We start from the raw sequence: 11,850 nt of genomic DNA, 5'->3' as shown, positions 1-11,850 counted from the left end.
CTTGCGTCAGGTGGCCGATGTCGTCGCAGTTGATCCGGTTGAAACGGTCGAATCGGCCGGGCTTGCGGACGACCCTGATGCCGTGCCGGAATCGGAGCCGGCGGCAGGCTTGTCCGCGGCAGCTGCGGGCGTGCCGGCAGCGGCCGGTGCCGACGTGCCGCCGCTGCCGTTGCGGAAATCGGTCACGTACCAGCCGGTGCCCTTGAGCTGGAAGCCGGCCGCGGTCAATTGTTTCTTGAAGGTGCTTTTGGCGCAGGACGGACAATCCGTCAGCGGCGCGTCGGACACTTTTTGCAATACGTCTTTAGCGAAACCGCAAGATTCGCAGCGATAAGCATAAATTGGCATCGAATAACCCCGCAAAAATCATCCAAAACCCTGAATTATAAAGGCTTTCGGCAAGACGTTGCGGACTGATTTACTTTGGAGCAGCCCTGGACAGTCTGTCATTGACAGGCTGTCCATCAATAAAAAAGCCGCGGAATCCTCCGCGGCTTTTCCATCGGTGCCGGATGGGCATGCGCCCTCCAGGCTTAGTGGGACACCGTTGCCTGGCGCGGCTGCGCCTGGGTCAGCAGCGAGCCGACCAGCATGCCGCCGAGGCTGAACAGGAAGCCGACCAGCTGCGGCGGCCAGTAACCCTCTTCCCCGCTGAAGATTTCCAGCAGCAGCCAGGAGCTCAGGCCGAGGGCGATCGCGGTCAGCGCGCCCTGGCGCGTGGCGCGCTTCCAGTACAGGCCAAAGGCGAGCGGCACGAAGGCAGCGACCAGCGTGACCTTGTAGGCATTTTCGACCATATGGAAGATGCTCGCTTCGGTATTCATCGCGAAGGACGTGACGATGACGGTGAAGATCACCACCACGATGCGCATCGTCAGCAGGAATTGCTTGTCGGTCTGGTTCGGCATCATTCCCTTCAGGATGTTTTCGGTGAAGGTGACCGATGGCGCAAGCAGCGTGGCGCTGGCGCAGCTCTTGATGGCCGACAGCAGCGCGCCGAAGAACATCACCTGGGCGAATACCGGCACCTGGGTCATGATCAGGGTCGGCAGGATCAGCTGCGGATCGACGTCGATCAGTTCCGACACCATCTTGGGATCGATCAGGGTTGCCGAGTAGGCGAGGAACATCGGGATGAAGGCGAAGCAGAAATACAGCACGCCGCCCAGCACCGACGCATTGCCGGCGATCTTTTCATTCTTGGACGAGGCGACCCGCTGGAACACGTCCTGCTGCGGAATGGATCCGAGCATCATGGTGATCCAGGCGGCGATGAACCAGAGGATTTCCCTTCCGGTGGGCTCGGGCCAGAGATTGAGCTTGCCGGCGTCCGAGGCATGCTGAATCACCACGCCGACGCCGCCGGTCATGCCTGACACTTCCCAGCCGATATAGAGCATGCCGATCACGATGATGATCATCTGCAGGAAGTCGGTGATGGCCACCGACCACATGCCGCCCGACACCACGCTGAACACCAGCCCCAGCGCCTTGATCTGCGCCGCGACCCAGCCGAGGTAGGAAACCACGATGCACAGGGTGATCAGCACCTCCACCGTGCGGCCGTACTTGTTGCGGAAGAAGTCGCCGATGGTGAGCAGGTTCATCCGGTACAGCGGACGGGCGAAGAACAGGCCGACCAGCACCAGGCAGAGCGAAGAGCCGAACGGATCGGAAATTACGCCGCGCAGGCCTTCCTTGACAAAAGTGGAAGAAATGCCGAGCACCGTTTCGGAGCCGAACCAGGTGGCGAACACCGTCGCGGTGACCACATACATCGGCAGCGCCCTGCCCGCGACCGCGAAATCCTTGGAGTTCTTGACGCGGCGGGCAGCATAGATGCCGATGCCGACCGAAATTATCCAGTAGAGGACAACAAACCAGAGCAAAGTGTTCATCGGCGATCCTTGGTCAAGAACAGTCGGCAGAAATTGTTTGCCGGCATTATAGCGGCGTGTTCTCCTTAATGAACAGAATCCCGGCGACGATGTGGCTAAGTTCGCGCATAGTTCGTGCCTGGTTCACGCATGGTTCTCCATTCCTTACTTGCGGCGCCATACTTGCCAGCGCTCCTTGCCGGCGAACACCTGCACCGAATCGGTGACGCCGGCATCCTCGATCCGGTCGAAAGACGGCGACAGCAGCGCATGCAAATCGTGTTCCGACGTGCCAAAAGGCGGCCCCTTGGGCGTTTTGTCGAAATAGAAAAATCCAGCAAGAAGCGCGCCGGGCTCCAGAAGTTCCGACCAGCGCCGCGCGACGGCGATCCAGCGCTCCGGCGGCAGCGCGCAGAGGAAGGCGCGTTCATAGATCAGCTGCGGCGGGCGCGCCGGTACGAAAGTGAAAAAGTCGGCGGTCACGATGCGGTCCGCCCATTTGCCGGCGGCGGCGCGGGCGGCATCCACGGCCGCCTCGGAAAAGTCGATGGCGGTCACGCTCCACCCGGCTTCGGCCAGGTAGACGGCTTCATGGCCGGTGCCGCAGCCCGGGATCAGGGTCTCGCGCGGCTCCGGCGAACGTGCCGCGAAATCCCGCAAGGCCTGCGGCACGCCGCCACGGTCCCAGGGCGTGAATTGTTTCTCGAAGCGCTCGGTCCAGAATTCCGGCGCCCGGGGATCGCGGCTGTCGAATTTGGCTGTCATCGGATACTCATCGCATCAATGCAGGAAGTGATACCAGCGCATGGCCAGCTGCGCCACCAGGATGCCGCCGGCCAGTCCGCCGCCGAAATACACCGCGAAGCCGAGCAGCAGGTTGGTGCGCCGCTGTTCTGCGATCAGCTGCCGCAGCAGTTCGGCATTCTCGCGCGGCTCGTCGACCTTGGCGGTCATCAACTGATGCGCCAGGCGCGGCAATTGCGGGATGACCTTGTTGTAATGCGGAGCCTCTTCCTTGAAGCGGGCAATCATGCCGCGCCAGCCGATCTGCTCCTCCATCCAGCGCTCCAGGTAGGGCTTGGCCGTCTTCCACAGGTCGAGATCGGGATCGAGCTGGCGGCCCAGGCCCTCGATGTTGAGCAGGGTCTTCTGTAGCAGCACCAGCTGCGGCTGCACTTCCACATTGAAGCGGCGCGAGGTCTGGAACAGGCGCAGCAGCACCTGCCCGAAGGAGATGTCGCGCAGCGGCCGGTCGAAAATCGGTTCGCAGCAGGCCCGCACCGCCGACTCCAGCTCGTCGACCCGGGTTTCCTTCGGCGCCCAGCCGGACTCGATATGGGCTTCCGCCACCCGCTTGTAGTCGCGGCGGAAAAAGGCAAGGAAATTTTGCGACAGGTAATCCTTGTCGAAGTCGGTCAGCGTGCCGACGATGCCGAAGTCCAGTGCGATGTAGCGGCCGAAGGTTTCCGGCTCGACCGACACCAGGATGTTCCCCGGGTGCATGTCGGCATGGAAGAAGCCGTCGCGGAACACCTGGGTGAAAAAGATTTCAACGCCGTCGCGCGACAGCTTGGACATGTCGACGCCCTCGGCTACCAGCCTGTCGATCTGCGAGATCGGGATGCCGCGCATGCGCTCCATCACGATCACCGAGGTCGAGCAGTAGTCCCAGAACATTTCCGGCACCATCAGCAGGTCGGAGCCGATGAAGTTGCGGCGCAGCTGGCTGGCGTTGGCGGCCTCGCGCATCAGGTCGAGTTCATCGTGCAGGTACTTGTCGAATTCGGCGACTACCTCGCGCGGCTTCAGGCGGCGGCCGTCGGCCCACAGCTTTTCGACCAGGCCGGCGGCGATCTGCATCAGCGCCACGTCTTCATCGATGGAACGCTTCATGCCCGGGCGCAGCACCTTGACCGCGACCTGGGTGCCATCCTTGAGCGTGGCGAAATGCACCTGCGCGATCGAAGCGGAAGCCACCGGCACCGGGTCGAAACTGGCGAACAACTGGTCGGGATGCGCGCCCAGGGCCTTGCGGATCTGGGCGATCGCCAGCTGCGAATCGAAGGGCGGCACCCGGTCCTGCAGCTTGGCCAGCTCATCGACGATGTCCGGCGGCATCAGGTCGCGCCGCGTGGACAGCACCTGGCCGAACTTGACGAAGATCGGTCCCAGTTCCTCAAGCGCCCGGCGCAGCCTGACGCCGCGCGGGGTGGAAATGTCACGCCAGAACACCAGCGCATTGAGCAATCCTGCGATGCGCGGGCTAGTGAGGCCGGACATGGCAATGTTGTCCAGACCATACTTCAGTGCCACGCGGGTAATTTTTGCAAGCCGCAATACCTTGAAAAACATCAGCGGCTTCCCTTCAGGCGTTCAATGCGCTTGGACAGCCGTTCGACATCGTCGCGCAACCGGTTCACGTCGGCGGAAAAGTCGGCGACCGACTGCGGCCTGACCAGCATGGGATTTTCCTCGAGAAAGTATTCGGCAAGGTTTTCGGCCAGTTTCTGCTGCGTCGCCCGGGCGGTACCGATGGCCGCCTTCACCCCCCCCACCACCCGCACCGCCGGCACGTCGCCGATCAGCTTCGCCAGGTCTTCCTCGGCTTCCCAGCGCAGCGACTGGCTGAGCTGGGAAATGGTGTTGGCGAAGTCGGCGTCGCCTTCGATCTGCACGTAGGAGAAGGCCTGTTCGCGGTTGCGGGCGATCAGCGGCAGGTCGGAAAGCCTGGCGCGGATGGTGACGCCGGGCACTTCATCCGGGTCGGCGGCCTGCACCATGCCGTCGCCCGCGATCCTGAGCCGCACCGCGATGACGCCGGCGTCGAACACGGCGACCTTCCCGGCATGGCGCGCCAGCTTGTCGCGCGCCCAGGGCTCGCGGTCGAGGAGATGATTGATCGCGGCCGGAATGGGCGAAAGCAGTGAAGAACGCATGGGGGGAGGCATCGGAAAACGAATCATGATCGCAAAAGAAAACCGCCCGTGATTATCCACGGGCGGTCCCAGTTTACCAGTTTGCCGGTATGCGCTTCGGCAATGTCTTGCAAGTTCTTGTCAGGCGACGTCCGAGAGCTGCTGGATGCCGGCCAGTACCCAGCCGCCCTGTCCCGCGACCGGCTTGCTCAGGTTCCATGCCTCGACGAAGGATTCCGCCGGCGCATTCTGGGCTTCGCGGATCATACCGGAGAAGCGTACAGTGGCCAGGTAGTCGTCGCCGACCTGATCGACCTTCAGCAGCTCCGCATTGAGCGACACCACATCGGTATGGTTGGGCGATGCACCGCGCTCCTGCAACTGGAGGCGCAGTTCGGCGAACATTTCCGGCGTGGTGAATTCGCGGATGTCGTCGATGTCGGCACGGTCCCAGGCTGCCTGCAGACGGATGAAGTAAGTCTTGGCATGGCGCAGGAAGCCGTCGACATCGAAGCCTGCCGGCAGGCTGGACGTGGCGGCCGCGGCGGCCGTTGCTGCTCCCGCCATCGGCTCGGCCTGGAAGGCTGCCGGCCGCGCCTGCGGCTCGATGCGCGAGCCGATTTCCGGCGTGCGCATCATGGGCCCGGAGGAACCGCCCGGGCTATGTGCGGCCGAGTAGGCCGGCTGGCGCTGGCCGCCGCCGTTCCGGTTGCGGATCATGCGGATGATGAACATCACGGCGAAGGCCAGCAGCGCGATCATCAGGATGGTCGCGATGGCGCTGGCGAAGGCGCCGCCGATGCCGAAATGCGACAGCAATGCGCCGAGGCCGAGGCCGAGCAGCGCGCCGCCGAGGATGTTGCGCCATGGGCTGGCCGGCCTGGGCGTGACGCCCGCCGGGGCCGCCGCAGGAGAAGAAGGACTGGCCTGGGTCGCCTGGTTCGGCGCGGCCGGCGGAGTCTGGCGGCTGACACCCTGCGACTGGCGGCCGATGGAACTGCCGCCGCCCATACGCTTGGCTTCCGCGTCGGCGACCACCATGGTGGCCGAACTGAGCGCGATCATCAATGCAATCAGATACTTCTTCATGGCACTCTCCTACGGTTGTCTTGCAGTTGTCCTGCGGTGTGGTCCTACAATTTGGCCCTACAGCTTGATACCGGTATGCAATGCCGCCACGCCGGCGGTCAGGTTGAAGTATTCGACACGTTCCAGCCCGGCGGTTTCCATCATGCTCTTCAGCGTTTCCTGGTCGGGATGCATGCGGATCGATTCGGCGAGGTAGCGATAGCTCTCGGCATCGTTGGCGATCCGCTTGCCCAGCCACGGCAACACGGAGAACGAGTAAAGATCGTACGGCTTTTGCAAGGCCTCGTTGACTTTCGAAAATTCCAGCACCAGCAGCTTGCCGCCCGGCTTGAGCACGCGGCGCATCTCGGCCAGCGCGGCATCCTTGTGCGTCATGTTGCGCAGGCCGAAGGCCACGCTGACGCGGTCGAAATAATTGCTCGGGAACGGCAGCTTCTCCGCATCGCATAACAAGGTGGGGGTCATCAGCCCCTTGTTCAATAGCCGGTCGCGCCCGACGCGCAGCATCGATTCGTTGATGTCGGTCAGCCAGACTTCGCCGGTCGGACCGGCCTGCCTGGCGAAGGCCTTGGACAGGTCGCCGGTGCCGCCGGCGATGTCGAGCACCTTGAAGCCTGGACGCACGCCTGCCTGAGCAATGGTGAATGCCTTCCACACACGGTGCAGGCCGCCGGACATCAGGTCGTTCATCACGTCGTATTTTGCGGCGACGGAATGAAAGACTTCGGCGACTTTGTGTACCTTCTCGTCTTCAGAAACGGTCTGATAACCGAAATGGGTGGTATTGGTCATGGCGTCAGGCTGATTGGTCCAGCGCGCATTATACAAGTGCAGACACGCGCCGCCGCCAAGCGTTCCATGAGGCGCGCGTTATAGCGCACCTGAAGGTGCTTCAGTGTTGATCAGTGGTGATGTCCGCAGGCATGTCCGCCGGCTTCCGGCATTGGCGCATCGCGGCCGCTCTCACGGGTATGCCCCGCAGCTTCCAGGCGCTGCAGGTAGTCTTCCCAGAGCTCTGGCTGGTTGCTGCCCAGCCAGTACAGGTAATCCCAGGAAAAGAGGCCGGAGTTGTGGCCATCCGAGAACTCCGGCTTCACCGCATAGTTGCCGACAGGCTCCATCTGGTTGATCGTGACGTTGCGCTTGCCTGTCTGCAGCACTTCCTGGCCGGCGCCATGCCCGCGTACTTCGGCGGACGGCGAATAGACGCGCAGGAATTCGAAGGGCAGGGAGAATTCCTCGCCCGAATCGAAGGCAATTTCCAGCACCCGGGATTGGCTGCGGACGGTTAGCGAGGTCGGTGCGGGTGCCGCTGTCTTGGTATTGGCCATGGGCTGGGTCGGTGAATGTAAAAGGCTGATCGTGTCGTTGCACTGCCTACAGCAGCGACTCCTCGAAGCGCGCCTGCAGCGCTTCGCGCAGGCGCGGCACCATGGCCTTGCGCTTGGCCAGTTCGCTCGAGACCGGGGTGCGCTTGATCTCGCCCCAGATCGGATTGGGAAAATGCGCGTCGTTCTCGTAGCGCGGGATCACGTGCCAGTGCAGGTGGGGAACGACATTGCCGAGGCTGGCGACGTTGATCTTGTGCGGCTGCATGGTTTCGCGGATCGCTTCCTCGACCTGCCACACGGCGGCGATAAGGATCGCCCGTTCCGCGGTCGACAAGTCGGTCATCTCGGCGGCGTGCGCGTTCCAGATCACGCGGCAAAAGCCGGGATAACGCTCGTCGTCGACCAGCACGATTCGGTAATTGTCATCCCGGTAGATGACTTCGCCACCGGGATGCATGCACAGTTCACACGCTTCTTTAGCCATCTTTTTCCTGTCGACAGGTTGAACGAGCCCGGCCGCCGCTTAGACGAGAACGCGTTCGATACCGCCGCTGTTTGCCCGCGCCACATAGTCGGGCAGCCAGTTCTCGCCGAGCAGATGCCGGGCCATTTCCACCACGATATAGTCCGCGGTGGTACCGGAATCTTCATTGTAGCGGTTCAGGCCCTGCAGGCACGATGGGCAGGAAGTGAGAATCTTCACGTCGCCGCCGAAACCGTCGCCGCGCAGCTTGTCCGCGCCCTTCTTCATTTCGATTTCCTTGCGGAAGCGGACCTGGGTCGAGATGTCGGGCCGGCTTACCGCGAAGGTGCCGGACTCGCCGCAGCAGCGGTCGTTCTTCTCGACCTTGACGCCGTCGCCGGTGGTGATCAGCGCGTTCACCGTCTTCAGCGGATCTTGCTGCTTCATCGGCGTGTGGCAGGGGTCATGGTACATGTATCGGGTGCCCGCCACGCCTTCCAGCTTCACGTTCTTTTCGAGCAGATATTCGTGGATGTCGATGATCCGGCAGCCCGGGAAGATCTTCTCGAATTCGTAGCTCTGCAGCTGATCAAAGCAGGTGCCGCACGACACTACGACTGTCTTGATGTCGAGGTAGTTCAGCGTGTTGGCCATGCGGTGGAACAGCACGCGGTTGTCGGTCATCATTTTCTCGGCCTTGTCGTACTGGCCGGAACCGCGCTGCGGGTAACCGCAGCACAGGTAGCCCGGCGGCAGCACGGTCTGCACGCCGACATGCCAGAGCATCGCCTGCGTGGCCAGGCCGACCTGCGAGAACAGGCGCTCCGAGCCGCAACCCGGAAAGTAGAACACCGCTTCGGTATCGGCGGTGGTCTTCTTCGGATCGCGGATGATCGGCACGATCTTGTCGTCTTCGATGTCGAGCAGCGCGCGCGCGGTCTTCTTCGGCAGATTGCCCGGCATCTTCTTGTTGACGAAGTGAATGACCTGTTCCTTGATCGGCGGCTTGCCGTGGGTGGCCGGCGGCGCCTTGGTCTGCTTCTTCGCAAACTTCTTCAGCATGTCGTTGGCGATGCGCTGGGCCTTGTAGCCGAGGCCGGTCATCGCCGCGCGGGTGGCATTGATGGTGGCCGGATCGGTCGCATTCAGGAAGAACATCGCCGCAGTGGTGCCGGGGTTGAAGGATTTCTTGTCCATCTTGCGCAGCAGGTTGCGCATGTTCATCGAGACGTCGCCGAAGTCGATATCGACCGGGCAAGGTGTCACGCACTTGTGGCAGACGGTGCAATGGTCGGCCACATCCTCGAACTCCTCCCAGTGCTTGATCGACACGCCGCGGCGGGTCTGCTCTTCATACAGGAAGGCTTCGACCAGCAGCGAGGTTGCGAGGATCTTGTTGCGCGGCGAGTACAGCAGGTTGGCGCGCGGCACATGGGTCGAGCAGACCGGCTTGCACTTGCCGCAGCGCAGGCAGTCCTTGACGCTGTTGGCGATGGCGCCGATGTCGCTCTGCTGCATGATCAGCGATTCATGGCCCATCAGGCCGAACGACGGCGTGTAGGCATTGCGCAGGTCGGCCGGCATGGCCGGATCGTTGAGCAGCTTGCCCTTGTTGAAGCGGCCTTCCGGATCGACGCGCAGCTTGTAGTCGCGGAAATCCTGGATCTCCTCTTCGGTCAGGAATTCCAGCTTGGTGATGCCGATGCCATGCTCGCCGGAGATGACGCCGTTGAGCGAACGGGCCAGCACCATGATGCGCTCGACCGCCGCATGCGCATCCTGCAGCATTTCGTAATGATCGGAGTTGACCGGCAGGTTGGTATGCACGTTGCCGTCGCCCGCATGCATGTGCAGGGCCACGAAGACGCGGCCGCGCAGCACGCGCTTGTGGATCGCGCTGCATTCGTCGACGATGAGCTTGAACGCGCCGCCGTTGAAGATCTGGCGCAGCGGCGCGCGCACTTCCGCTTTCCACGATACGCGGATGGTGCGGTCCTGCACCACGTGGAATACCTTGGCGTCGGGCTGGCGCTGCAGGCGCTCGTCGATCCAGGTCATAGATACGCCGCGCGCGGCGAGGTCGTCGCGCGCCTCGACGAGCGGCTTGTCGAGGTTGGCCAGCAGGTAGCCCCAGCGCGCATCGGTGTCGTCGATCAGCTGGCGCGCCTGCGCGACGCGGTCGCCCAGCAGCTCTTCGGCCGGGATGTCGTTGGCTTCCGCGTCCTCGCTCTTGCCCAGCGGCAGATGGCCGGTGGCGAAGAACTTGGCCAGCTGGTCGATCAGCTGAAGCTTGTTGCGGATCGACAGTTCGATGTTGATGCGTTCGATGCCGTCGGTGTACTCGCCCATGCGGTCGAGCGGGATGACCACGTCTTCATTGATCTTGAACGCATTGGTGTGCTTGGCGATCGCCGCGGTGCGGGCGCGGTCGAGCCAGAATTTCTTGCGCGCCTCCGGGCTCACCGCGACGAAGCCTTCGCCGACGCGGGTATTGGCCATGCGAATTACTTCGGAAGCGGCGCGGGCGACGGCTTCCTCGTTGTCGCCGACGATGTCGCCGAACAGCGCCATCTTCGGCAGCACGCCGCGCTTGGACTTGGTGGCATAGCCGACCGCGCGCAGGTAGCGCTCGTCGAGGTGCTCCAGGCCGGCGAGAATCGCCCCGCCCTTCTTCGCTTCCGCATCGAGGAAATCCTTGATCTCGACGATGGACGGAATCGCGTCGCGCGCCTGGCCGAAGAATTCCAGGCAGACGGTGCGGGTGTGCTTGGGCATCTTGTGCAGGATCCAGCGCGCGGACGTGATCAGCCCGTCGCAGCCTTCCTTCTGCACGCCCGGCAGGCCGGAAAGGAATTTATCGGTGACATCCTTGCCCAGCCCTTCCTTGCGGAAGCGGCGGCCTTCGATTTCCAGGTATTCGGTCTTGAACGGCGCGCCGGCCTTGCCGCCGCGCTCGGACGGCTTGGTCCATTCCAGCTTGAATTTCGCTGTCGGCGCGTCGTGGATCTTGCCGAGGTTGTGCCCGATGCGGGTGACTTCCAGCCAGTCGCCGTTCGGATCAACCATGCGCCAGCTCGCCAGATTGTCGAGCGCCGTGCCCCACAGCACGGCCTTCTTGCCGCCGGCATTCATCGCGACGTTGCCGCCGATGCAGGATGCCTCGGCCGAGGTCGGGTCGACCGCGAACACGAAGCCGGCCTTTTCGGCGGCATCGGAAACGCGCTTGGTCACCACGCCGGCGCCGGAATAGATGGTCGCGTACGGACGGTCGACCTCGGGCAGCATGGTCATTTCGACCTCGCCTAGCTGTTCCAGCTTTTCGGTGTTGATCACGGCCGACATCGGCGTCAGCGGAATGGCGCCGCCGGTGTAGCCGGTGCCGCCGCCGCGCGGGATGATGGTCAGGCCGAGCTCGATGCAGGCCTTGACCAGGCCGGCCATCTCGTCCTCGCCGTCCGGCGTCAGCACGACGAACGGATATTCGACCCGCCAGTCGGTGGCGTCGGTCACGTGCGAGACGCGCGACAGGCCGTCGAACTTGATGTTGTCCTTGGCGGTGTAGCGGCCCAGCACGCGGGTGGCGCGCTTGCGCAGGTCGTACATGTTGCGGAATTCTTCGCCGAAGTCGGCCACCGCCTTGCGGGCGGCCTTGACCAGCAGCTCGACATTGGCGCTGCGAAGGCGCGCATGGGCGTCGCCGGCGTCGGCCAGGTCGGTGGTCAGGCGGCGCTTTTCGACTTCGGTGAGGCGGTGGTTGAGCGCATCGATCAGCGACTGGCGGCGCTTCGGATTCGACAGCAGGTCGTCCTGCAGGTAGGGATTGCGGCGCACTACCCAGATGTCGCCGAGCACCTCATACAGCATGCGCGCGGATCGGCCGGTCTGGCGTTCGCCGCGCAACTGGTCGAGGAGCAGCCAAGCTTCGTCGCCGAGCAGGCGCTTGACGATCTCGCGGTCGGAAAACGAAGTGTAGTTGTAGGGAATCTCGCGCACGCGATCTGGAAGTGCATCGCCGGGCGTTTCGGAAAGCAGAACTTGGATTTGAGCTGGGGCGTTCATCAAGAATAGGTAGGACTGAACCCTTAAAGGCGCATTTTAGCTTAATGCAATGCAGCAGTCGGCAACAGCCTTACGATCCGTGCGCCTAAAAGGCGGCAAACATGGCCGATTTGCCA

Annotated in this window: 10 protein-coding genes; all 10 read right to left on the bottom strand. The window is 63.0% G+C overall.

The window, feature by feature from the left end:
* Positions 1 to 6 precede the first annotated feature (6 nt).
* The 10 genes from RY831_RS08255 to RY831_RS08210 all read right to left on the bottom strand — a co-directional run bounded on the left by RY831_RS08255 (position 7) and on the right by RY831_RS08210 (position 11,734).
* Positions 7 to 348: an FmdB family zinc ribbon protein gene (locus tag RY831_RS08255; RefSeq protein WP_326505850.1), complete on the bottom strand. Its 342-nt coding sequence runs from the start codon at positions 346 to 348 to the stop codon at positions 7 to 9.
* Between the two features lie 185 nt (positions 349 to 533).
* Complete coding sequence (locus RY831_RS08250; RefSeq protein ID WP_326505849.1) at positions 534 to 1,898, bottom strand: high affinity choline transporter 1; 1,365 nt, start codon at positions 1,896 to 1,898, stop codon at positions 534 to 536.
* Positions 1,899 to 2,042: 144 nt separating this feature from the next.
* Positions 2,043 to 2,642, bottom strand: coding sequence for a methyltransferase domain-containing protein (locus RY831_RS08245; RefSeq protein ID WP_326505848.1), 600 nt, complete (start codon positions 2,640 to 2,642; stop codon positions 2,043 to 2,045).
* Between the two features lie 15 nt (positions 2,643 to 2,657).
* Positions 2,658 to 4,229, bottom strand: a complete 1,572-nt coding sequence (gene ubiB / locus RY831_RS08240; RefSeq protein WP_326505847.1) for a ubiquinone biosynthesis regulatory protein kinase UbiB — start codon at positions 4,227 to 4,229, stop codon at positions 2,658 to 2,660.
* Positions 4,229 to 4,813, bottom strand: coding sequence for a ubiquinone biosynthesis accessory factor UbiJ (locus RY831_RS08235; RefSeq protein WP_326505846.1), 585 nt, complete (start codon positions 4,811 to 4,813; stop codon positions 4,229 to 4,231). The genes ubiB and RY831_RS08235 overlap by 1 nt, the downstream gene beginning before the upstream one ends.
* 120 nt (positions 4,814 to 4,933) lie before the next feature.
* Positions 4,934 to 5,881: a Tim44 domain-containing protein gene (locus tag RY831_RS08230; RefSeq protein WP_326505845.1), complete on the bottom strand. Its 948-nt coding sequence runs from the start codon at positions 5,879 to 5,881 to the stop codon at positions 4,934 to 4,936.
* Positions 5,882 to 5,938: 57 nt separating this feature from the next.
* Positions 5,939 to 6,673, bottom strand: coding sequence for a bifunctional demethylmenaquinone methyltransferase/2-methoxy-6-polyprenyl-1,4-benzoquinol methylase UbiE (gene ubiE / locus RY831_RS08225; RefSeq protein ID WP_326505844.1), 735 nt, complete (start codon positions 6,671 to 6,673; stop codon positions 5,939 to 5,941).
* A 110-nt stretch (positions 6,674 to 6,783) separates the two neighbouring features.
* Complete coding sequence (locus RY831_RS08220; protein ID WP_326505843.1) at positions 6,784 to 7,212, bottom strand: gamma-butyrobetaine hydroxylase family protein; 429 nt, start codon at positions 7,210 to 7,212, stop codon at positions 6,784 to 6,786.
* A 46-nt stretch (positions 7,213 to 7,258) separates the two neighbouring features.
* On the bottom strand, positions 7,259 to 7,696 hold the full coding sequence (locus tag RY831_RS08215; protein WP_326505842.1) for an HIT family protein: 438 nt from the start codon (positions 7,694 to 7,696) through the stop codon (positions 7,259 to 7,261).
* Between the two features lie 39 nt (positions 7,697 to 7,735).
* Positions 7,736 to 11,734: a DUF3683 domain-containing protein gene (locus RY831_RS08210; RefSeq protein WP_326505841.1), complete on the bottom strand. Its 3,999-nt coding sequence runs from the start codon at positions 11,732 to 11,734 to the stop codon at positions 7,736 to 7,738.
* Positions 11,735 to 11,850 lie beyond the last annotated feature (116 nt).

Origin of the sequence: Noviherbaspirillum album, assembly GCF_035916955.1 — a bacterium.
Classification (GTDB): Bacteria; Pseudomonadota; Gammaproteobacteria; order Burkholderiales; family Burkholderiaceae_D; genus Noviherbaspirillum; species Noviherbaspirillum album.
This window is presented reverse-complemented; position numbering and strand designations above follow the sequence as displayed.

Excerpts from the sequence above, each read along its gene's own strand:
- RY831_RS08255 (WP_326505850.1), bottom strand. The coding sequence starts at position 348 with ATGCCAATTTATGCTTATCGCTGCGAATCTTGCGGTTTCGCTAAAGAC.
- RY831_RS08250 (WP_326505849.1), bottom strand. The coding sequence starts at position 1,898 with ATGAACACTTTGCTCTGGTTTGTTGTCCTCTACTGGATAATTTCGGTC.
- RY831_RS08245 (WP_326505848.1), bottom strand. The coding sequence starts at position 2,642 with ATGACAGCCAAATTCGACAGCCGCGATCCCCGGGCGCCGGAATTCTGG.
- ubiB (WP_326505847.1), bottom strand. The coding sequence starts at position 4,229 with ATGTTTTTCAAGGTATTGCGGCTTGCAAAAATTACCCGCGTGGCACTG.
- RY831_RS08235 (WP_326505846.1), bottom strand. The coding sequence starts at position 4,813 with ATGCGTTCTTCACTGCTTTCGCCCATTCCGGCCGCGATCAATCATCTC.
- RY831_RS08230 (WP_326505845.1), bottom strand. The coding sequence starts at position 5,881 with ATGAAGAAGTATCTGATTGCATTGATGATCGCGCTCAGTTCGGCCACC.
- ubiE (WP_326505844.1), bottom strand. The coding sequence starts at position 6,673 with ATGACCAATACCACCCATTTCGGTTATCAGACCGTTTCTGAAGACGAG.
- RY831_RS08220 (WP_326505843.1), bottom strand. The coding sequence starts at position 7,212 with ATGGCCAATACCAAGACAGCGGCACCCGCACCGACCTCGCTAACCGTC.
- RY831_RS08215 (WP_326505842.1), bottom strand. The coding sequence starts at position 7,696 with ATGGCTAAAGAAGCGTGTGAACTGTGCATGCATCCCGGTGGCGAAGTC.
- RY831_RS08210 (WP_326505841.1), bottom strand. The coding sequence starts at position 11,734 with ATGAACGCCCCAGCTCAAATCCAAGTTCTGCTTTCCGAAACGCCCGGC.